Source organism: Pseudomonas sp. ENNP23, assembly GCF_001728945.1.
GTDB lineage: Bacteria > Pseudomonadota > Gammaproteobacteria > Pseudomonadales > Pseudomonadaceae > Metapseudomonas > Metapseudomonas otitidis.
In genome coordinates, this window is sequence record NZ_LYSP01000061.1 from 1 (window position 1) to 21,149 (window position 21,149).

Sequence of the window (21,149 nt, forward strand, 5' to 3'; positions counted from 1 at the left end):
AATCAAGGTCTGCTATCCGTGGTTGCAAACACTCCAGTTCCCGAGAGTTTGCAGGTATTCCCCACATTCCGCTCTAGAAATGGAGGCCCAGGAGGTTCTATCTGGTTGTGGAGTGGAGGTGATGCGGTTCGATTGGAGAGATGTCTGCTCCCTGAGGAGTTACTGTATCCAACAGAGGGAATCATCAGTGCCCCGCTACTTGTTGAGCGAATTGAAAAAAATTACAGAGCGGAGACGCATGAAGTTTGGTAAGGCTATTTGTATGGCGATAACGCCGGATTTGCGCTAAATTTTCTTCGTTAGTCGTGAGGTGTTCTGTTTTAATTTTCTCTTCCAGTTGCTGAGAAATTGCTCTCGCTTTACTTGAAAGAGAAAACATTCTTTATGGCTCGCTTGGTGTTTTGTAATTGCTTGGGATGATATGTCTCCAATAAGTGTTCCGTCTGGTCAGAGTATAGTCTGGCTGCTTAAGAGGTTTTGATAATCGATTCCTCGGGGGCGGTTATTTAAGTTGGTGGTTCAGAAAATTTAGAGTTTATGTTTTGAATGTGCACATCTGTTGGTGCGGTCCTCAATTAGGAAGTCTGGTAATTTAATGAGCTGTGGGGTAATGGCGTGAAATATTATTTGCTCGGGCAGGATAATGAAACTCTTGATAAATGGGTTCTTGGTGATGTTAGGCATGTGAATAATTGGCATTTTAGTAACCCGCCAGTGAATTTTATGGAGCCTGGCAGATATACCCTTGATGTTCGATTTGATGGTGATGAGGTTGACTACTCTCTTGCTGGCTACGCTAGTGTTCCCGTTTTGAGCGCGAAGGCCTGTGGTGCGTTGTCTGGATTGCCAGAGATCGATGAGCCATACCGAAATGTCGTTTTTGAGCCAGTTGAGATAGAAGGGAAGCATGTTGTTCAGGATTACTTCCTGATGATTGTTGAAACGCAAATTGATTGCGTCGATGAAGAGCGATCAGATTTCAGTAAGTACGATTTTTGTGACCCTGTAAGGCCGGATATGGCAGGCGATTATCGCTCTTTCTTTAATTTGGTTGTTGATCCAGCAAGAATTGGATCGCATCATGTTTTTAGGTTGAAAAAATATTTGGGTGCGCTAATAGTCAGCGAGGAGATAAAGCTCCGCTTTGAAAGCGCAGGTGTGACTGGGGCCGCTTTTGAATCGGTCAGCGGTGATCGAGTAACTGTTGCCTAGGTTCTGTACGAAAATGCTAGTGTAAGCATCGCTGCGTACACACCAGGGTGACCATTGCGGCAAAATTCCTGGCGAGCTTGTCGTAACGGGTACCGATTCTTCGGTTCTCTTTTAGCCAGCCGAACATCCGCTCGATGTTGCGCTGCCGATATTTCGGTCAATCAAAAAGTCGAGATAGCCCCGGTTTGGGTCTGCGCTTCATGGTGCGCTGCGGAATTACCGGCTTCATGCTGTAGCGGTCGCAGTGCTGGCGCAGATGTTCGACATCGTAACCTTTGTCTGCCAGTAACCAACGGTAGCGTTTACGAGGCCGCCACTTTCCGGGGATACGAACCTGATCAAGAAGTGGTTGTGCATGGGTAAAGTCGCTGGCTTGCCCCGGTGAAAGCAGGAAGCGAAGAGGTATCCTGTTGGCATCACAGACCAGATGAATTTTGGTGGTCAGGCCACCTCGACTGCGCCCCAGTGCATGGTCAATCGGTTCTTCTGTCCCCCCTTATTTCCCGGCGCCAGAAGAGGCTCGCTCGGGTTGCGCGCACTGCAGTGGAGTCGATCATCCACGTATCCAGATCAATCAGGCCCTCCTGATTCAACCGAATGTGCAATCGTTCAAGGACTCGTTCAAACATGCCGTCATCTCGCCAATCACGGAATCGCTGATAAACCGTCGACCATGGACCGAAACGCTCCGGCAGGTCACGCCAGGCGGCTCCGGAGCAGAGGATCCAAAAGATGCCGTTGAGCACCAGCCGATCATCACTTCGAGGTCGGCCCATCTTCTGCTCCGGGGCAACCAGATCCTTGATCAACTCCCAGCCCGCATCTGGGAGTTCGTAGCGCCTTGCCATGTGGGCCTCCAGCCAATCATGGTGGCGATTCTACCTGTACCGACTTTTCGTACAGAACCTAGAATTCACTTGGTGGTTCGGTGAGTGATGGGAGTGGTTGAGGTGTGTCTGGATGCTCTTGAAATAAGAAATTGGATTTCTGAGAAGCTTATGCTTATTCGTTCGGATATCAGTAAAGAGGCTTTTTCTGATATTTCACATTATATGACGCATGGCGAGTATGAGATGGCCTTTGAGTATTTGCTGCTGGAGGTCATGGATTTGAAGTTGAATGAGAAATTTATTGGCGGTGAGGTCGTGGAAATAGCGGTTTGTTTGGGGTTGGATCGCGACTACCACTATGATGAAAATTTCTGGCAGCGGCTGAGTTCAATTTGGGGGCGGATTCTGTATAAGGTTGCAGAGTCCTGATGAAGTGCCCTGATTTTGTCGGCTTTTATGAAGTAAAACGCCCGATATCGTGAGGCGTGAAACTGAAAAAATTATAGAGATTCGGACTGTTATGGAAGTGCGCCAGTTTGTGGGGGTGGTTAGATTTTTTTAGTTTGGTATGTGTTGGGGCGGTTGTGACAAATATGGGAGGTAGTGTGATCTGTGATTTATATCTTAAGCAGCCTGTGCATTCCGAATATCTTAGGTTTTTGAGTGTGTTCGATAAAGGTTTTTCCAGTGAGGCCAGGATTTATGGCTCTGGCTATCTGGGTGTGAATGTGGAGCGCATCAGGCTGGTTACCCTTGTGGTCGAGTTGAGGCGTAACGGGTTTGAGGCTATGAACGTCCCTGTCGCTTATAGAGAAAATCCGAATATCAGCAGGGAAGAAGCTTTCTGTTTGGCCAAGGATTACGCCGCTCTAATGGGGCGGAGTGTGGCGTTTGAAGGGGCGCGAGTTGCCGATGATTCGCCGTTGTTCTGGGCCTTCTCAATGGTGGGAGGTTCAGAGGAAAGGGCGGGGGGAGTTGTTTATATAGATAAGTTGGATGGTCATGTCTGGGGTGTCACTGAGTATGATGAATATATGCATGACTATTGCGGCTTGCTTGTCTGAGTTCTGATTGGGGCTGGCGCTCATCGGGTTTTTATTATGTTGTCGGTGGTTCTGGGTAGGAGTTGATCCATCTTGGCTGAAATGGGAAGAGTGATGGCGGCCTGATTGGGGGTTCGATGATTCAGCTATATCGGCCCTCATGATCGATTGGTAATTTGTTGGAGATTTAAAGGTTCAAGGTTGGGTATTTTGCTTGGCTTTTTAAATATGGGTTGCTGTTAGATTCGGGGGGCGCCTATGGTGCTGTCGAGAGTCTTTGCTGGAGGTTTTAAAGCGTGGAAATTGTTTTGGATGAAGACTTTGATGAGCTGAGGTTTGATGGGGTCTGGACGGGTTCATGTGAGGTGGTGATCTTCCAAGAGCGCTCTGAGGTGGAGTTGGTTGTTCAGACGTTTGATGGTGATCCGATTTCCGAGACTCAGCGGCTTGCGTACAGGGAGTTTCTTCTTGATTCGGCCTTCATCTGCTCCTCTGTTGAAGAGGCCGTTTTCAATTACTACAACGACAGGTTGAGCGAGTTCAGGGAGTGCCTTGATGCGTGTGAGGTAAATGAGAAAGCACCTCAAGTGAGTTCGGTTGGGGATATGGGGAAGCTGGTTACCCTGATAGGCATCAAGGTCATGTATCCCTTTGATCCCGGCGTGCGTCAGATCGGCTTCATATTTGATGCAGTTTTTGACTCTCAACTGGGTGTAGGGGTATTGGTGACCAACGGCTCTGTAGAGGCCGTAGAAGTGCAAGATTTTTTGTTGAGTTAATGGCGGCGACTCACCTCTTTTCCGAGGGCGTCAGGCGACTGCCGCTCTTTTTTCCCTTGCGAGCTTTCCTGCTGCCTCCTATAGTCCGCCCGCTGCGGTCAATCCCGTAGCCGACCTTGGCCGGTCGAAAACTCTAGGCGTACCGGCGCCTACCATTCGAGTGCAGGCGCTTTTTTCTCACGCTAGGAGCATCGCGTTATGACTCGCGCCCCTCTCGATATGCCTGTCTTTTCTTCATCCGCGTCCAACCATCTGTGCAGCCGCGGAGGTCTTTGCCATGACTGACTCTGACCTGCGCCCGCTCTCCGCCAACCCCTCCGGTTCTTCCGTTCTCTTGCTCGATGGCAGCCGGTCCTATCTGGATCTCCAGGAAACAGCCGAGTACCGCCTGATGGCCGCGCGCGATTTGCTGGCCAGCTTCGCGTACATGGAGGGTTCCTGTGCTGATGGGCGTTACCTGGCCAACGTAGCCGAGGCGGCCAACCTGTTGCTGTCGGATGCCTATGACCTGCTCCGTGCGGCTCGCGAGGCAGTGCAGCGTGACCGCTTGAGCACCGTCGACTGAACCCTTCACGTCTTCCCGAAGAGGCCCGGCATCAGCCGGGCCTTTTCATTTCCGCAGGGCCGTTTCAGTGCTCGTCCGCTCCCGCATCTGCCAGGCGAAGGCGATCCCCACCGCCCCGTAATACCCATTCCAGACGCTTTCCACCCCCGCAAACCCCGTCCTTCCGTCGCCGTTCATGAAGATTCGATGACAAAAGTTCGGTGCCTTCGCCGGGCGCCGGTCAAGGGAATGTGGAACGACGACGGCAAGGACAACGCCGCGCCACATCGGCCGCTACGGAAGGCGGCCACTTCGGCCCGCGGGTTTGCGGGCCCCGGCCAGGCAGTGGAGCAACGGCGATGGGGAAGATGGACGGATTCGCGAAGGTGGGGATGCAGGAGCTGGACCAGCGCCTGTCGAAGATCGTCGAGGCGGCGCGCAAGAAGCCCGTCTCGGTCTATCGCTACGGCGCGCCCTGGGTGTGGATCGTGTCCCAGGAGGACTGGCAGAGCGCGCTCAAGGAGGTGTCCAGCTACATCCCCCCGGGCCACTCGCTGGTGGTGCTCAAGCCGCAACTGGATGCGCTGCTGGAGCCGGCCCTGGAGGCGTTGCAGGGTTGGGCCCGTACCCGTCAGCTGCAGGTGCCCTTGCGGGCGCTGCTGCAGGCGCTGGTGCTGCAGGTGCTGTATTCGCTGCCCAGCGAGAAGCAGCTCTACGAGCAGCTCAACTACAACCTGCTGTTCCGCTGGTTCGTCGGTCTGCAATTGAACCAGCGGGTCTGGGGCTTCAGCGCCTTCGTCCGTGACCTCGGCGAGGTGCTGGACAACGCCCAGGCCGTCCGCCTGCTGGAACGGGCCATCAGCGAGGTGTTCGCACCGTCGCTGATGAGCACACCGGAATTCACCCCGAACTTCGCCCAGCTGCACACCTGGATCGCCCGTCACGCGGCGCAGGCTCGCGCTCGCTAGGCCCGATACACCAACGACAACCATGGGTGGCCCGGCCCCAGGCACGGCCCGCCCACAGGACGGCGCACGCCAGCGTGGCGCCATTTCACGAGGGGGCTGTGTGGTTCTTCAGTCATTCAACCGGCACCTGCGCCACGGCCGCGTGCCGTTCGCACCTTCGCTCCTGGCTCTGGCGCTGCTGGCCGGTACGGCCCGGGGCACGGAGGAGGGCGAGGGTGCGGCGCGCCGGGTCGACGTCAACGAATACGTGGTGCGTGGCAACAGCGTGCTGCAGGCGCGGGACATCGAGGCGGCGGTCTACCCGTTCCTCGGCCCGCAACGCACCCTGGCCGACATCGAGGGCGCCCGCGACGCGCTGCAGCAGCGCTACCAGGCCCTGGGCTACCAGTCGGTCTTCGTCGAGCTGCCGGAGCAGCAGGTGGAGGGCGGCGTGGTCTACCTGCAGGTGAGCGAGACCCGCGTCGGCCGGGTGCGGGTGATGGGCGCCCAGCACTACTCGCCGCTGGCGGTGCGCGACGAGGTGCCGGCCCTGCAGGAAGGCCAGGTGCCGGACTTCGGCCGGGTCCAGGCCGAGCTGGCCGCTGCCAACCGCAACCCCGGGCGCCAGGTGGTGCCGGTGGTGCGCGAGGGGCGCCGGCCGGGAACCATGGACGTGGACCTGCAGGTGGAGGACAAGAACCCCTGGCAGGCCAGCATCGGCCTGAACAACGACTACAGCGCCGACACCGAGAAGCTGCGCTCGGTGGTCAGCCTCGGCTACACCAACCTCTGGCAGCGGGGTCACGCGGCCTCGCTGACCTACTTCACCGCGCCGGAGGACCGCGACAACGCCGAGGTCTGGTCCGGCAGCTACAGCGCGCCGCTGGATGCCCGCTGGACACTGCAGCTCTCCGGTTACCAGTCCGACAGCAACGTGGCCACCCTGGGCGGCAGCAACGTGCTGGGCAAGGGCCACGCCTACGGGGTGTCCCTGGCCTACGCAGTGCCGCCGGTCGGGCCCTGGGCGCACTCGCTGTCGGTGGGGGTGGAGTTCAAGGACTTCGAGGAGTCCCTGCAGTTCGGTGGCAGCCAGGACCAGGTGCCGATCCGCTACGCGCCGATCACCCTCGGCTACACCGGCTACCGCTACACCGAGCGCTCGCAGTTCAGCCTCGGCCTGTCCCTGGTGGCCGGCACCCACAGCCTGCTGGGCTACGGCAGCGACGACGAGGCGTTCGACTACAAGCGCTACCGGGCCAAGCCGGGCTTTGCCCTGTTCAAGGGCGATGCCACCTACACCCTGACCTTCGGCGACGACTGGCAGAGCCACAGCCGCCTGGGGTTCCAGCTGGCCTCCGGGCCGCTGGTCTCCAACGAGCAGTTCTCCGCCGGCGGTGCCAGCAGTGTGCGCGGCTACCTGGCCGCCGAGCGCACCGGCGACGACGGCTGGTTGCTCGGCCAGGAATTGCGCACGCCGTCCCTGGCGCCGCTGCTGGGCAAGGGCGTGGCCCGCCACCTGGACGAGTGGCGCTTCTACCTGTTCGCCGAAGGCGCGCAGTTGTCCCTGCAGGACGCGCTGCCGGAGCAGGACGACAGCTACAGCCTGGCCAGCGTCGGCCTCGGCACCCGCGCCACGCTGCCCCACGGGCTGGCCGGCAGCCTCGACTGGGCCTACCCGCTGAAGGACGGCCCGAACACCCGCAAACGAGACCCCCGCGTGCACTTCAGCGTGCAGGCGAGCTTCTGACCCCTTGGAGTTGACCCCATGCGCCGCTTGATACTCACCACGCTCGTCAGCCTCGGGCTCCTGGCCCCGGCGATCGCCCATGCCTGGTGGCAGGACGATTGGCTCTACCGCAAGCAGATCACCGTCGACACCACGCCCCAGGGCGCGGCCATCGACCAGCCCGCCGGGCGCACGCCATTGCTGGTGCGCCTGCACACCGGCAACTTCACCTTCGACGGGGTCAACGAGAACGGCTCGGACATCCGCTTCGTCGCCGCCGACGACAAGACCGTGCTCAACCACCAGGTGGAAAGCTTCGACCCGCTGATGGGCATGGCACTGATCTGGGTGGACGTGCCCCAGGTGGAGGGCGGCCACCGCCAGGACATCTGGATGTACTACGGCAACCCGAAGGCGCCGGCCACCGGCAACGGCCAACTGACCTTCGACCCGGACTACAGCCTGGTCTACCACTTCGACGGCGCCGTCGGCGCGCCGCCCCGCGACACTACCGCCTACGGCAACCACGCCCAGACCGCACCCGCCAGCAGCATCGACGGGGTGATCGGCCGCGCTGCCCAGCTCAACGGCCAGCCGCTGCAGCTGCCGGCCAGCCCGTCCCTGGCCCTGCCGGCCGGGGGTGCCTTCACCTTCAGCGCCTGGGTACGCGCCGACCAGGCCGCCGGCGAGCAACTGCTGCTGGCACGTCGCGACGGTGGCAATGCGCTGCTGCTGGGCCTGGCCCAGGGCGTGCCCTTCGTCGAGGTCAACGGCCAGCGCGCCCAGGCCGGCCAGGCCCTGGCCAGCGGGCAGTGGCAGCACCTGGCGCTGAGCGCCGACGGCAGTGCCCTGCGGCTGTATGTGAACGGCCGTGAGTCCGGCAGCCTGGCGCTGTCGCTGCCGGCCTTCGCCTCGGTGATCGCCATCGGCGCGGACCTGCCGGGCAGCCAGACTGAGGTGAGCGAGGCGGTCGCAGCGGAAGGCGCTGCCCCCGAGGCGCCGGTTCCGGCCACCTTCGGGGCCTTCGCCGGTGCCGTCGACGAGCTGCGCCTGTCCAAGGTGGCACGCCCGGCGGCGCTGATCCTCGCCGATGCCACCGCCCAGGGTGCCGAGTCGCGCCTGGTGGTCTACGGCGTGGACGAGGAACAGTCCGGCTTCGGCTTCGGCAGCCTTGGCTTCCTGCTCAAGGCTGTGCCGGTAGACGCCTGGGTGATCATCGCCGTGCTGGTGCTGATGATGATCCAGTCGTGGGTGATCATGATCCGCAAGAGCCGCACCCTGGGCCGCGTGCTGCGCGCCAACGCGGCGTTCCGCGAGCAGTTCGGCCGGGTCGGCACGCGCCTGGAGCTGCTGGCCGACGACCGCCAACTGCACGAGCGCCTGGGGGACTCGCCGCTCTGGCACCTGTATCAGGTGGCGGTGCGCGAGATCCGCACCCGACGTGACCAGGGCGCCGACACCGGCTCCATTTCCGCCGCCACCATCGAGGCCATCCGCGCCTCCATGGACGGGGTGCGCACCCGCGAGGGGCAGGCCCTGGCCTCGCGCCTGTCGACCCTGTCCAACGCCATCGCCGGCGGTCCCTACATCGGGCTGCTGGGCACGGTACTGGGGATCATGGTGGTGTTCCTCGGCACGGCCATGGCCGGTGACGTGAACATCAACGCCATCGCCCCCGGCATGGCCGCCGCGCTGCTGGCCACCGCCATGGGCCTGTTCGTCGCCATTCCCGCGCTGTTCGGCTACAACCGCCTGACCACCCGCAACCGCGAGGTCAACGCGGACATGCGGGTGTTCGTCGACGAGTTCGTCACCCGCCTGGCGGAGGTGCACGGCGAGAGCACCTTCAGCGAGGCGGCCCACCGCCGTGGCCACGCCATCGGCGCTGCGCCCCTGAGCGCCTGAGGAGAGCAGCATGGCCAACCTCAGCAGCGCCCATGACGACGATGAAGACGGCGCCGTCGACAGCATCAACATCACGCCCCTGGTGGACGTGCTCATGGTGGTGCTGGTGATGTTCATCCTCACCGCCACCGCCCAGGTCTCCGGCATCCAGATCAACCTGCCGAAGGCCAGCGCGTCCATCTCCCTGTCGCAGCCCAAGACCAAGGCCATCTCGGTGAACGACGGCGGCCAGGTGTTCCTCGACGCCTACCCGGTGACCCTGCCGGAGCTGGAGGACCGGCTGCGCACGGAGAAGGCGCTCAACCCCGACTTTCCGGTGATCGTCCGTGGCGATGCCACGGTGCAGTACCAGAAGGTCATCGAAGTGCTGGACCTGTTGCGCCGCCTGGAGCTGTCCCAGGTGGGCCTGGTCACCGGCAAGCCGCAGGGTTGAGCCATGACCACCTTTCCCAGCAAGGGCCCGGAGAGCGGGCTCGCCGAAGTCCGCAGCAGCGCGCCGGGATGGCGCCGGCCGCTGGCCTGGGGCGTGGGGGCGCTGGTCGCCGCCGGCCTCGCCTGGCTGCTCTGGCTGTGGGCCAACGACATGAGCGGGGTGCGCCGGGAGGCGCCGAAGATCCCGGCCATCATCCCGCTGCCGCCACCCCCACCACCGCCGCCGGTGCCGGAGAAGCCGCCGGAGCCGGAAACCCCGGTGGAGGAGAAGCTGCCCGAGCCCGAGCCGACCCCGGAGCCGGAGGAGGTCAAGCCCCAGGAAGAGGCGCCGACCCCCGCCGACGACCTGGCCAACCCGATGCAGATGGACGGCGACGCCCAGGCCGGTTCCGACGCCTTCAACATCGGCGCCGGCAAGGGCGGCGGCATGGCCGGCAGCGGCGGCGGGCGCCTGGGTAACGGCACCTACAGCCAGTTCCTCGCGTATGCCTTCCAGAAGCTGCTGCGCGAAGACCCGGACCTGCGCACCCAGGCCTACCGGCTGCAGGCCGAGGTGTGGATCGACACCAGCGGGCGCATCACCCGCGCTGAGCTGACCGGCTCCAGCGGCGACCCCGCGCTCGACCAGCAGGTGCTGGCGGTGCTGCGTGGCGCGCCACCCCTGGAGCGCCCGCCGGCTTCGCTGACGCTGCCGGTACGCATCGCATTGCAAGGACGCCGGCCCGGCTGATCGGGCCCGCGAGACGAATACGCCATCAGGAGTAGAACCATGATCCGCAGAATGAGCCGACTGGCCCTGGGCATCGGCGCCGTGATCGCCAGCCTGGCCGCCACCTCGGCGCAGGCCACGCCCTCGGAGAACGCCACCGTCAACCTGATCCGCCTGCTGGTGCAGCAGGGGGTGCTCAAGCAGGACCAGGCCGACGCGCTGATCCGCCAGGCCGAAGCCGAGGCCGTGCAGGCCCGCCAGGCGGCCGCCCAGGCCGCACCGCCTGCGCCCGGTGCACCGGGGGAGGTGCGCGTGCAGTACGTGCCGGCCATCGTCCGCGACCAGATCCGCGACGAGGTGAAGGCCGAGGTGATGGCCCAGGCGAAGAAGGAGAACTGGGCCGCGCCCAACACCTTCCCCGATTGGGCCTCGCGCATCAGCCTGGAGGGCGACATGCGCCTGCGCAGCGAGTCGCGCTATTTCTCCAGCAACAACAGCGACCGCCTGATCGACTACGCGCGCCTCAACGAGAAGGGCCCCTACGACGTCAACCCGCGCAGCAACACCCAACTGCCTCCGCTGCTCAACAGCCGCGAGGACCGCGAGAATCTGCTGCGGCTGCGCGCCCGGTTGGGGCTGCGGGCCACGCTGTCACCGTCCTGGAGTGCCGCCTTGCGCATCGCCACCGGCTCCGACAGCGGGCCGGTGTCCACCACCCAGACCCTGGGCGGCGGCTTCGCCAAGAAGGACGTGTGGCTGGACCAGGGCTACCTCACCTACAAGCCCGACGAGCGCCTGTCCTTCACCGGCGGGCGCATGCCCAACCCGTTCATGACCACCGACCTGCTGTACTCCGGCGACCTCAACCTCGATGGCCTGGCGGCGAACTTCCAGCAGCCCCTGGACAGCGAACTGGGGCTGTTCGGCACCGTCGGCGCCTTCCCGGTGGAGTACACCTCCGACACCGCCACCACCAGCAGCGGCTTCGACAAGGTGGAGAGCGACACCAACTGGCTCTACGGCGCGCAGATCGGCGCCCGCTGGCAACCCGACGCGGACAACAGCCTGAAGGCCGCACTGGCCTACTACCGCTTCGACGACATCGAGGGCCAGCGCTCCAGCCCCTGCACCCCATGGAACGGCGCCCCGGCCTGCGACACCGACGAGTCGCGCCCGGCCTTCATGCAGAAGGGCAACACCCTGATGCTGCTGCGCAACATCACCCCCGACCCCACCCGGCCCACCACCACGCCCGAGCCGCAGTTCGTCGGCCTGGCCTCCGAGTTCAACCTGGTGGACCTGAACCTGGTCTGGGACACCGCGCTGTTCGACGGCTTCAAGCTGCGCAGCCAGGCCCACTACGTGCGCAACCTGGCCTACGACGAAGGCGAGATGAACAAGCGCTCGGCGGGCCGGCTGGCCAACAACGTCGACGAGAACGGCAACATCCAGAGCGGCGATACCGCCTGGATGCTGCAGTTCGTGCTGGGCAACGCGCTGGACCTGAAGAAGCACGGCGACTGGAACCTCTACGCCGGCTACAAGCGCATCGAGCCGGACGCACTGCCCGACGGCTTCAACGACTCGTCCTTCCACCTGGGTGGCACCAACGCCAAGGGCTGGTTCGTCGGCGCCAACTACGGCTTCGCCGAGAACGTCTACGGCAGTGCCCGCTGGCTGAGCGCGGAAGAGGTCTACGGCGCGCCCTTCGAGATCGACGTCCTGCAATTCGAGGTCAACACGCGCTTCTAGTGCGCGTCGCAAAGGAGAGCGCCATGAACACCCGATCCCGATCCGCCCTGGCCCTTGGCCTGGCCCTGTTGAGCAGCAGCGGGGCCTACGCCGAAGGCATGGAAGAGCGCCTGCGTACCCAACTGCGCAGCACCACCCAGCAACTGCAGGCGCTGCAGAGCGAGCAGGCCCAGGCGGCTGCCGCCCGCAGTGCGGCGGAAAACCAGCTCAGCACCGCCCAGGCGCAGATCAAGCGCCTGGAGGCGGAGCTGGCCAAGGCCCGCCAGCAGAACGAGCAACTGGCCGGGCAGCAGGCGGCCCTGCACGAAGCGGCCCAGGCCCAGGTGGCTGCCAGCAATGAGCAGGTGGGCAAGTTCAAGCAGGCCTACGAGGAGCTGCTGACGCGCGCCCGCGGCGTGGAGGCCGCCCGCGTGCAACTGACCGGCGATCTGGCCGCCCGCGACGAGCAGTTGCAGCAGTGCACCACCCGCAACCGCGAGATGTACCAGGTGGCCCGCGAGGTGCTCGACGCCTACGAGCGCATCGACGTGGCGGACGTGGTGAAGCTGCGCCAGCCCTTCGCCAGCCGCGCGCGGGTGAAGTTCGAGGAGCTGGCGCAGTCCTACGGCGACCGCCTCTACGACACCCAGTTCGACGCCGCCCTGGCCCCCAAACCCTGAACCCCATGGCGTCGGCACGGGCCGGCGCCCCCCCTACACAGGAGTGACAGCATGAACACCCAGGACCTGATCCAGAGCATCACCCCCGACCAGCTCGGCGACTGCCTGCGCGAAGCCGGCTACCGCGTCAACCGCACCGAACAGGGCGGTATCGTGCAACTGCTCAGCGCCAGCCAGGGCATCGGCTTCGCCGTGCGCTTCGGCAACCTGGCGCGGGAGGAGGGCGCCTACCTGGACTACTGCTTCAGTTGCGCGTTGCGCATCCAGGGCGAACTGCCCGCCGGCCTCACCGAGGTGTGGAACGCCACCCGGCGCTTCGCACGTCTGTCGCGCCAGGGTGACTTCCTCGTGCTGGAGATGGATGCCCTGGTGGCCGCCGGCATCAGCCCGCAGCACCTGCGTGGCCAACTGGAGCTGTGGGACCACCTGCTGCAGGAGCTCATCGTCTACCTGCGTGACTTCAGCCGCGACAGCGCCACGCGCCATCCCGAGCCGGCCGTCGAGGCCGAGCCCGCTGCCGAAGCGGCCGAGGCCTGACCCATGGCCTGGCGTGGAGCCCTGTGGGGCCTGGGTGGCGTGGCCCTGACCGCGAGCGTGGCCGGGGTGGTGCTGGGGCTGCGCCCCGGCTCACCGCCGGAGGCCGCCGTGCAGTCGGCAGTGCAGGTGGCAGCGGCGCCGGTGGCGTCGCGCGCGGCCGTCGCGCGCCTTGGCGCGCTGGCGCTGGAGGCGGATGAGCTGACCGCACTGCTGGCGACACTGCCAGCGGAAAGCCGCGAGCAACTGCGCGAGGACCGCCCCGCGCTGGAGGCCTGGATACGCGGTCGCCTGGCCGAGAAGGCACTGCTGCAGCAGGCCGAGGCCCAGGGCTGGGAAGACCGCCCGGAAATCCGCCGCATGACCCGTGCCGCCACCGAGCAGGTGCTGCTGCGCACCTACCTGGAGGCGGTCAGCCAGGTGCCGGAGGGCTACCCCAGCGACGCCGAACTGCAGGCCGCCTATGACGCCGGCAAGGCCAACTGGACCACCCCGCCGATGCTGCGGGTGGCGCAGATCTTCCTGGCGGTGGGGCCGGAGCGCAGCGAAGAGCAGGTGCGCAAGCAGGCCCAGGACCTGGCGCGCCGTGCGCGGGCCGAGGGTGCCGACTTTGCCGCCCTGGCGCGGCAGCACTCCGAGGACCGGGCATCGGCGGAGCAGGGCGGCGACAGCGGCCTCCAGCCGCTGCAGCAGTACCAGCCGGCCATGCGCCAGGTGCTGTTGGAGCTGAAGCCGGGGGCCGTGTCCGACCCGGTGCGCAGCCAGGACGGCTACCACGTGCTGCGGGTGCTGGAGGCCCAGCCGTCGCGCACGGCAACCCTCGACGAGGTGCGCGGGCGCCTGCGCGATGCGCTGCGTGCGCAACGCCAGCAGCAGGTGGCCCGGGCCTACCTGGATGGGTTGGTCAACGCCGGCACCCTGAGCATCGACGGAGCACAGATCAGTCAGGCGCTGGAGACTGCGCACTGAGCGGGACGGGCCGGACAGGGAGGTACCGGCCACGACCGGCGCGCGAGCCATCGCCCGGCGCGCCGAGGATTCCTTAGGGAGGAGGTGCCATGACATTGCAGGAAGGCGCCGGGCCGGTGCACGCCCCCGGCCTGGAGGAAACACCGCTGGACCCGGCGCTGCCGGGGCTCGACCACGAGGCCGCGCGCTGCTTTCTCGCCGCCGCCCGCTGCGGGTGCTTCATGCAGGCGGCCCGCAGCCTCAGCATCAAGCCCACGCTGCTGCGCAAGAAGCTGGCGCAACTGGCCGCCTGGAACGGCCAGCCGCTGTTCGTGCACCAGGGCAACACCGTGGTACTCAGCCCCGAGGGGCGCCGTCTGCGCCAGTTGTTCAGCGCACGCCTGGAGCTGCTCGACCTGCCCCGGCCGCAGCATGAGGATCAGCCCCGGGTGTGCATCGCCGTGGCCGAGACCCTGCTGCACGACATTCTCGGGCGCGACCTGCTGGCCTACCTGCGCCAGCATGCGCGGGTGCGCCTGGACCTGCTGCGCCTGGACAGCACCAGCGCCCCCGCGGCCGATGTGGACGTGCAGGTCTGGCTGGCCCCCGAAGGACCGCCCCCCGATCCCGGGTTCCCCTGTGACACGCTCGCCTGCCTGGCCCCGCTGGATTACCTGCCCCACGTGGCCAAGCGTTACTCGCGGGAAAGCAGCCGACCGCGCAGCCTGCTGGAGCTGGAGGACTACATGCTGGTGGACCTCAGCGGCCAGTCAGGCCTGGCAGCCCTGGCGCCGTGGAACGATGCCATCGCCGCGCGCCGCTCGGGGGTGACGCGGGTGAACGCCTACGAGGTGCAGCGGCAGATGATCCAGTGGAGCGCCTGCATCGGGCTGCTGCCGCACTACGTCCCGATGATCGACAAGAACCTGCTGGCGCTGCCGGCGCTGTTCCCTCAGCCCATGACCCTCAACGCCTGGCTCGCCGTGCGCAGCGAGGCCAGCGAGCGCGACGAGGTGCAGCGCATCGTCGCCCTGGTGCGTGCCGCCTTCGAGGAGCGGCGGGACTGGTTCTGACGGGGCAGGTTCCACACCGTCCCGGCTGGAACGAACAAGGCCCCCCTGCGGGGGCCTGGATGCAGCGGTGCAGGCTCAGCCGGTGGTGCGCAGGCTGCCCTGGCGGGTGGCCTCGTACTGCTGCTTGTCCATCGGCTGGGCGTCGGGCTTGCCGAGGTCGTCCATGGCCAGGCGATGGGTTTCCGGTGCCAGGTAGGCGGCCAGGGCGCAGACGCAGGTGATGAGGAAGGCGAGGCTGCCGATCACCACCGGGATGTTGTCCGAGCCGGGCGGGGCGACGGCGGCGAACAGGGCCGGCAGCATGGCGGTGAGCATGGTGCCGATGTTCTGCGCGATGGCCATGGCGGAAACGCGGTAGCGGGTCTGGAACAGCTCCGGGTAGAAGCTCGGGAACACCGCGTTGTAGCCCTGGTAGACCATGCCCCACATGAGGATCGACAGGCCGAAGGCGAGCGGCACGTTCTGGATGCTGATGGCGTAGAGGTAGCCGAAGGCGAGCAGGCCGGAACCCAGGCAGCCGGTGATCATGGTCGGGCGGCGGCCGATCTTGTCGGAGAGGTTGCCGACGAAGGGGATGACCAGCACGGCGACGATGTTGCCCACCACCGGGATCCACAGGTAGACGCTCTTGTCGAAGCCGATGCCATAGGCCGGCTGCACGGCATAGGCGGCGCCGAAGATGGTGGCGACCACCGGGATCACGTTCATCAGGGCCATGAACATCACCAGCACCATGTGCTTCCAACTGTGGCGGAAGGCTTCGGCGACCGGCGACTTGGCGACCTTCTGCTGGTTCTCTTCCTGGACGAAGGCCGGGGTCTCGTGGACTTCGCGGCGGATGATGAAGCCGGCCACCAGCACGAACGCGCTCATCAGGAAGGGAATGCGCCAGCCCCATTCGTTGAAGGCATCACTGGGCATGAAGTAGGCCAGCGGCAGGAACACGGCGGCGGCCATCACCTGGCCGGCCTGCACGCCCTGCAGGGTGAAGCTGGCGTAGTAGCCGCGCCGGCCGAAAGGGGCGTGCTCCATGATCATCGAGCTGGCGCCGGAGATCTCGCCGGCCACGGCGAAGCCCTGCACCAGGCGCAGGATCACCAGGGCGATGGGCGCGAGGATGCCGATGTCGTGGTAGGTCGGCAGCAGACCCACCGCCATGGTGGAGAGACCCATCAGGAACATGCACAGCAGCAGGACGTTCTTGCGGCCCCGGGTGTCGCCCCAGTGGCCCAGCACGAAGGCACCGACGGGGCGGGCCAGGTAGCCGACGCCGTAGGTGGCCAGGGAGGCGATGATCGCCATCTTGGGGTCGCTGTTGGGGAAGAAGATCTGCGGGAAGATCAGGGCTGCGGCCTGGGCGTAGATGAAGAAGTCGTAGTACTCCAGGGCGGAGCCGATCCAGCCGCTGGCCGTCGCTTTCTTGGCCTGGTTCGAGGAGGAAGTCGCCATCGTTGTCTCCGTTTTTATTGTGCTGTCGCCCCCTGCGCTTCGCCCTTGGACAGGTCCGGGGCGGCACGCACGCAGTGGGGCGGAGTCGGGTCGTGGCCGGCGCGTCGGGAGACGTCCGGTCAGGGCCATTCTCGGTGTCGGGGATGCGGGGTCAGACGGGCTCGGCGGGTCGCGCTGGGCGGGGCAGGGCCGGGGTGCAAGGGATGCAGCGGGGGTGCAGGACGCAGGTGAGCATGAGCAGGTACCCGTTCTTGAAATTGTTATGTCGTGACGCGTGTAGGCCATCGCAGGGCCAGCCGGGCGGCGGGTTCGGCAGAGGCGCCGACCGGCGGGGAGACCTGCGACATGGGCGGCATGTTGCGCAGTGATCGAAAAAGCGTCAATTCGATTACCGGCCTTCTGTTCGGTGATCGAACACAAAACTAACCAGTTCGTACATTTTGATTGAGGCGCTGACTTTACGCGCGAATAATCCATCCGGCCACAAGAACGAAGGGGTTTTGCGTGCGTTCACGCAGCGACCCGGGTCCGCCGCTGGCCCCCGTGCCGGCACCTTTACCAGGAGCTGAACATGCAGCGTTCCATTGCCACCGTCTCCCTGAGCGGTACCCTGCCGGAAAAACTCGAAGCCATCGCCGCCGCCGGTTTCGATGGCGTCGAGATCTTCGAGAACGACCTGCTGTACTACGCCGGCAGCCCGCGGGAAATCCGCCAGATGTGCGCGGACCTCGGACTGGCCGTCACCCTGTTCCAACCGTTCCGTGACTTCGAGGGCTGCCGCCGCGAGCGCCTGCAGAGGAACCTCGACCGCGCCGAGCGCAAGTTCGACCTGATGCAGGAGCTGGGCACGGACCTGGTGCTGGTGTGCAGCAACGTCCAGGCCGATGCCCTGGCGGACGAGCGCATCCTGGTGGACGACCTGCGCCTGCTGGCCGAGCGGGCCGGCGCGCGCGGCCTGCGCATCGGCTATGAGGCGCTGGCCTGGGGCCGCCACGTGAACAGTTGGCAGCAGGTCTGGGACATCGTCCGCCAGGCCGATCACCCGGCCCTCGGGGTGTTGCTGGACAGCTTCCACACCCTGTCGATCAAGGGGGACCCGAGCGGCATCGCCGACATTCCGGGGGACAGGATCTTCTTCGTGCAGATGGCCGATGCGCCGCTGCTGAACATGGACGTGCTGGAGTGGAGCCGGCACTTCCGCTGCTTTCCGGGGCAGGGCGAATTCGACCTGCCGGGCTTCCTGGCGTCGATCCTGCGCAGCGGCTACACCGGCCCGCTGTCCCTGGAGATCTTCAACGACGGTTTCCGCGCTGCGCCGCCCCGTGCCAATGCGGCGGACGGCCTGCGTTCGCTGCTCTACCTGGAGGAGAAGACCCGCGCGCTGCTGCAGAAGGACCCGGTACCGCCGGCCAACCTCGACATGCTCGTTGCACCGCCGCCGGCCAGCCATTACGCCGGGGTGGAGTTCCTCGAATTCGCCGTGGACGAGGCCCAGGGCGCGAAGCTCGCCGGCTGGCTGGAGCGCCTGGGCTTCGCCCGTGCCGGACGGCACCGCTCCAAGGACGTGAGCCTGCTGCGCCAGGGGGACATCAACATCGTGCTCAATGCCGAGCCCTATTCCTTCGCCCATGGCTACTTCGAGGCCCACGGTCCTTCGCTGTGCGCCATCGCGCTGCGGGTGGATCACAGCAGCCCCGCCCTGGAGCGTGCCCGGGAGTACCGGGGTCAGCCGTTCCGTGGGCTGGTGGGGCCCAACGAGCGGGAAATCCCCGCTGTGCGAGCCCCCGACGGCAGCCTGCTGTACCTGGTGGAGCAGGCTCCGGCGGGGCAGTCCATCTACGACAGCGACTTCGTGCTCGATGCCAGCACCACCCAGAGCGGCGCCTTGCAGCGCATCGACCACATGGCCCTGGCGCTGCCAGCGGACGGCCTGGACAGTTGGGTGCTGTTCTACAAGAGCGTGCTGGACTTCGAGGCCGACGACGAGATGGTGCTGCCGGACCCATACGGCCTGGTGAAGAGCCAGGCGCTGCGCAGCCGCTGCAGCAGCATCCGCCTGCCGCTGAACATCTCGGAGAACCGCAACACCGCCATCTCCCACGCGCTTTCCAGCTATCGGGGCTCGGGTGCCCACCACATCGCCTTCGCCTGCGAGGACATCTTTGCCGAGGTGAGCCGGGCCAAGGAGGCGGGGGTACCGCTGCTGGACATTCCGCTGAACTATTACGACGACCTGGCCGCGCGCTTCGATTTCGATGACGAATTCCTCAGCGAACTGGCCTATTACAACGTGCTCTACGACCGCGACGCCCAGGGCGGCGAGCTGTTTCATGTGTACACCGAGCCGTTCGAGGGGCGCTTCTTCTTCGAGGTCCTGCAGCGCCGCAACGGCTACGCCGGCTACGGAGCGGCCAACGTGGCGGTGCGCCTGGCGGCCATGGCCAAGGCCCGCAGCGGCGCGCCGGTGAAGGCCAGGCTCTGACACGGGTGGCCTGGCGCCGCGTGCGCCAGGCTTCCCCCTCCGGAGCGCGCCGCCCATAATCGGCCGGTTTCCGCAGGCCGCGAGCCCCCCATGACAATAACGACAGAACTGCCAGACACCCCCGCCGACGCCCCCCGCAAAGGACGCAAGAACAACCCCGAGAAGACCCGCGAGGACATCCTCAAGGCGGCCATCGTCGAGTTCGTCCAGCAGGGGCTCTCGGGCGCCCGGGTCGACGCCATCGCCGAACGCATGCAGACCTCCAAGCGGATGATCTACTACTACTTCGGCAGCAAGGAGCAGCTCTACCTGGAGGTGCTGGAGAAGCTCTACGGCGATATCCGTGGCACCGAGGCGCAGTTGCACCTGGCCGAACTGCCGCCCCGCGAGGCGATCCAGCGACTGGTTGAGTTCACCTTCGACCACCACGACCGCAACGTGGATTTCGTGCGCATCGTCTGCATCGAGAACATCCACTACGGGGAGTACGTGCGGCAGTCCAGGACCATCCGCACCATGAGCAGCACCATCCTCGATGCCATGGGCGAGATCATCCAGCGCGGCCAGGCCGAGGGAGCGTTCCGGCCGGGCATCCAGGCGCTGGACCTGCACCTGCTGATCAGTTCGTTCTGCTTCTACCGGGTGTCCAACCGCAACACCTTCGGGCAGATCTTCGAGATCGACCTCACCGACGAGCAGGTGAAGGCGCGGCACAAGGCGATGATCTGCGAGTCGGTACTGCGCTTCCTCGCCCAGCCCTGACGCATCTCACCGACATGAACGGGGCGGCATTGGCCGCCCCGTTTCGTTTCAGCCGTTCAGGCTGGCGAAGTGCGCCATCATGCGGTCGGCGTCGGCCGTGCGGCCGCTGAACAGCTCGAAGGCCTTCACCGCCTGGAACACCGCCATGGTGCTGCCATCCAGGGTCTGGCAGCCGATGGCGCGGGCGTCGCGCAGCAGCTCGGTCTCCAGCGGGAAGTAGACGATCTCCGCCACCCACAGGTCGGCGCGCAGCAGTTCGGCCGGCATCGGTGTACCCGGCAGCTTGGCCATGCCGATGGGGGTGGTGTTCACCAGGCCGTCGGCCTCCGCCATGGCGCTGGGCAGATGGCCGCCCAGGGCGGCGCGGCCGGGGCCGAAATGCTGGTTGAGGCTGTCCACCAGGGCCTGGCCACGGGCAGCGTCCACCTCGAACAGGGTCAGGCGCTCGACGCCTTCGGCCAGCAGGGCCTGGGCCACGGCAGAGCCGGCACCGCCTGCGCCCATCTGCACCACCTGGCGGTGCTGCACGCCGGGGAGGCCGCGGCGGAAACCTTCGGCAAAGCCGAGGCAGTCGGTGTTGTGGCCGACGCGCTGGCCGTCCTTCAGCACCACGGTGTTCACCGCACCGATGCCGGCGGCTTCGGGGGACAGCTCATCCAGCAGCGGGAGGATGGCCTGCTTGCAGGGGAAGGTGATGTTCAGCCCGGTGAAACCCATCTGCTCGGCGCTGCGCAGCAGGTCGGGGAGGGCGCTGGCGTCCAGCCTGAGGGCATCGAGGTCGATCAGCCGGTAGAGGTAGCGCAGGCCCTGGGCATCGCCCTCGTGCTCGTGCAGGGCAGGGGTGCGGGAAGCCTGGATGCCGGCGCCGATCAGGCCGGCGAGTACGGAATCGGACGGGTTGGACATGGCATTCACTTGGTGTTGAGCAGTTGGCCGAAATGCTGGAGTGCCAGGCTGTAGCCCTGACTGCCAAGGCCGCAGATGACGCCCACGGCAATGGCGGAAACGAAGGAGTGGTGACGGAAGGCTTCGCGCTTGTGCACGTTGGACAGGTGCACTTCGATGACCGGCAGCTCGACCGCCGCCAGGGCGTCGCGGATGGCCACCGAGGTGTGGGTCCAGGCTGCCGGGTTGATCAGGATGCCGGCACAGCGGCCACGGGCTTCGTGGATCCACTCGATCAGCTGGCCTTCGTGGTGGGTCTGCCGGAAGTCCACCGTCAGGCCCAGCCCGGTAGCGGTGCGGGCACACTGGTCGGCGATGTCGGCCAGGGTCTCGTGGCCGTAGGTGGCGGGCTCTCGGGTTCCCAGCAGGTTGAGGTTGGGGCCGTTGAGCACCAGGACGATCGGGGGCATCTCATTCT

General features: G+C 65.2%; 20 protein-coding genes and 1 pseudogene. 17 read left to right on the forward strand and 4 right to left on the reverse strand.

Annotated elements, in window-relative coordinates; genetic code table 11:
* Nucleotides 1–615 precede the first annotated feature (615 nt).
* Nucleotides 616–1,212: an imm11 family protein gene (locus A9G05_RS26875; protein ID WP_083272658.1), complete on the forward strand. Its 597-nt coding sequence runs from the start codon at nt 616–618 to the stop codon at nt 1,210–1,212.
* Here the strand turns inward: A9G05_RS26875 and A9G05_RS26880 are convergent.
* Nucleotides 1,209–2,060, reverse strand: a pseudogene (locus A9G05_RS26880) (IS5 family transposase). The gene A9G05_RS26875 and the pseudogene A9G05_RS26880 sit on opposite strands and share 4 nt — an antisense overlap.
* 87 nt (nt 2,061–2,147) lie before the next feature.
* On the opposite strand from A9G05_RS26880, the gene A9G05_RS27480 reads away from it, so the two are divergent.
* From A9G05_RS27480 to A9G05_RS24400, 14 genes are all read left to right on the forward strand, one after another.
* A complete protein-coding gene (locus A9G05_RS27480) occupies nt 2,148–2,471 on the forward strand; it encodes a hypothetical protein (protein ID WP_139131246.1) in 324 nt (107 codons plus the stop codon).
* Between the two features lie 176 nt (nt 2,472–2,647).
* The gene (locus A9G05_RS27485) at nt 2,648–3,106 is read left to right on the forward strand and encodes a hypothetical protein (RefSeq protein ID WP_139131247.1); all 459 of its coding nucleotides are present in this window, start codon (nt 2,648–2,650) and stop codon (nt 3,104–3,106) included.
* 275 nt (nt 3,107–3,381) lie between these two features.
* Complete coding sequence (locus tag A9G05_RS24345; protein WP_069563401.1) at nt 3,382–3,864, forward strand: hypothetical protein; 483 nt, start codon at nt 3,382–3,384, stop codon at nt 3,862–3,864.
* A gap of 277 nt (nt 3,865–4,141) precedes the next feature.
* Complete coding sequence (locus tag A9G05_RS24350) at nt 4,142–4,429, forward strand: hypothetical protein (protein WP_069563402.1); 288 nt, start codon at nt 4,142–4,144, stop codon at nt 4,427–4,429.
* A 347-nt stretch (nt 4,430–4,776) separates the two neighbouring features.
* Nucleotides 4,777–5,376, forward strand: coding sequence for a transposase (locus A9G05_RS24355; RefSeq protein WP_044407810.1), 600 nt, complete (start codon nt 4,777–4,779; stop codon nt 5,374–5,376).
* Between the two features lie 163 nt (nt 5,377–5,539).
* A complete protein-coding gene (locus A9G05_RS24360) occupies nt 5,540–7,102 on the forward strand; it encodes a ShlB/FhaC/HecB family hemolysin secretion/activation protein (protein WP_371850587.1) in 1,563 nt (520 codons plus the stop codon).
* Nucleotides 7,103–7,120: 18 nt separating this feature from the next.
* Nucleotides 7,121–8,986, forward strand: a complete 1,866-nt coding sequence (locus A9G05_RS24365; protein ID WP_069563403.1) for a DUF2341 domain-containing protein — start codon at nt 7,121–7,123, stop codon at nt 8,984–8,986.
* Between the two features lie 10 nt (nt 8,987–8,996).
* Nucleotides 8,997–9,419: a biopolymer transporter ExbD gene (locus A9G05_RS24370; protein ID WP_069563404.1), complete on the forward strand. Its 423-nt coding sequence runs from the start codon at nt 8,997–8,999 to the stop codon at nt 9,417–9,419.
* A gap of 3 nt (nt 9,420–9,422) precedes the next feature.
* Complete coding sequence (locus tag A9G05_RS24375; protein WP_083265756.1) at nt 9,423–10,148, forward strand: energy transducer TonB; 726 nt, start codon at nt 9,423–9,425, stop codon at nt 10,146–10,148.
* 39 nt (nt 10,149–10,187) lie between these two features.
* A complete protein-coding gene (locus A9G05_RS24380) occupies nt 10,188–11,879 on the forward strand; it encodes a putative porin (protein WP_069563405.1) in 1,692 nt (563 codons plus the stop codon).
* Nucleotides 11,880–11,902: 23 nt separating this feature from the next.
* Nucleotides 11,903–12,538, forward strand: coding sequence for a DNA repair protein (locus A9G05_RS24385; RefSeq protein ID WP_069563406.1), 636 nt, complete (start codon nt 11,903–11,905; stop codon nt 12,536–12,538).
* 51 nt (nt 12,539–12,589) lie between these two features.
* Nucleotides 12,590–13,075, forward strand: a complete 486-nt coding sequence (locus A9G05_RS24390; RefSeq protein ID WP_069563407.1) for a YbjN domain-containing protein — start codon at nt 12,590–12,592, stop codon at nt 13,073–13,075.
* Nucleotides 13,076–13,078: 3 nt separating this feature from the next.
* Nucleotides 13,079–14,041 (forward strand): peptidylprolyl isomerase, encoded by a 963-nt coding sequence (locus A9G05_RS24395; RefSeq protein ID WP_069563408.1) that lies wholly within the window; start codon nt 13,079–13,081, stop codon nt 14,039–14,041.
* Nucleotides 14,042–14,130: 89 nt separating this feature from the next.
* Nucleotides 14,131–15,093, forward strand: a complete 963-nt coding sequence (locus A9G05_RS24400; RefSeq protein WP_069563409.1) for a LysR family transcriptional regulator — start codon at nt 14,131–14,133, stop codon at nt 15,091–15,093.
* A gap of 75 nt (nt 15,094–15,168) precedes the next feature.
* On the opposite strand, the gene A9G05_RS24405 is transcribed toward A9G05_RS24400, so the two are convergent.
* Nucleotides 15,169–16,542 (reverse strand): MFS transporter, encoded by a 1,374-nt coding sequence (locus A9G05_RS24405; protein ID WP_069563410.1) that lies wholly within the window; start codon nt 16,540–16,542, stop codon nt 15,169–15,171.
* A gap of 571 nt (nt 16,543–17,113) precedes the next feature.
* Between A9G05_RS24405 and quiC the strand changes: the two genes are divergently transcribed.
* Nucleotides 17,114–19,024, forward strand: coding sequence for a 3-dehydroshikimate dehydratase QuiC (gene quiC, locus A9G05_RS24410; RefSeq protein ID WP_069563411.1), 1,911 nt, complete (start codon nt 17,114–17,116; stop codon nt 19,022–19,024).
* A gap of 90 nt (nt 19,025–19,114) precedes the next feature.
* A complete protein-coding gene (locus A9G05_RS24415; RefSeq protein WP_069563412.1) occupies nt 19,115–19,786 on the forward strand; it encodes a TetR/AcrR family transcriptional regulator in 672 nt (223 codons plus the stop codon).
* 48 nt (nt 19,787–19,834) lie between these two features.
* On the opposite strand, the gene A9G05_RS24420 is transcribed toward A9G05_RS24415, so the two are convergent.
* Nucleotides 19,835–20,692 carry a shikimate dehydrogenase gene (locus A9G05_RS24420; RefSeq protein WP_069563413.1) on the reverse strand — a complete coding sequence of 286 codons (858 nt, stop codon included), beginning with the start codon at nt 20,690–20,692 and terminating at the stop codon, nt 19,835–19,837.
* A gap of 5 nt (nt 20,693–20,697) precedes the next feature.
* Nucleotides 20,698–21,141 carry a type II 3-dehydroquinate dehydratase gene (aroQ, locus tag A9G05_RS24425; protein ID WP_069563414.1) on the reverse strand — a complete coding sequence of 148 codons (444 nt, stop codon included), beginning with the start codon at nt 21,139–21,141 and terminating at the stop codon, nt 20,698–20,700.
* Nucleotides 21,142–21,149: the final 8 nt, after the last annotated feature.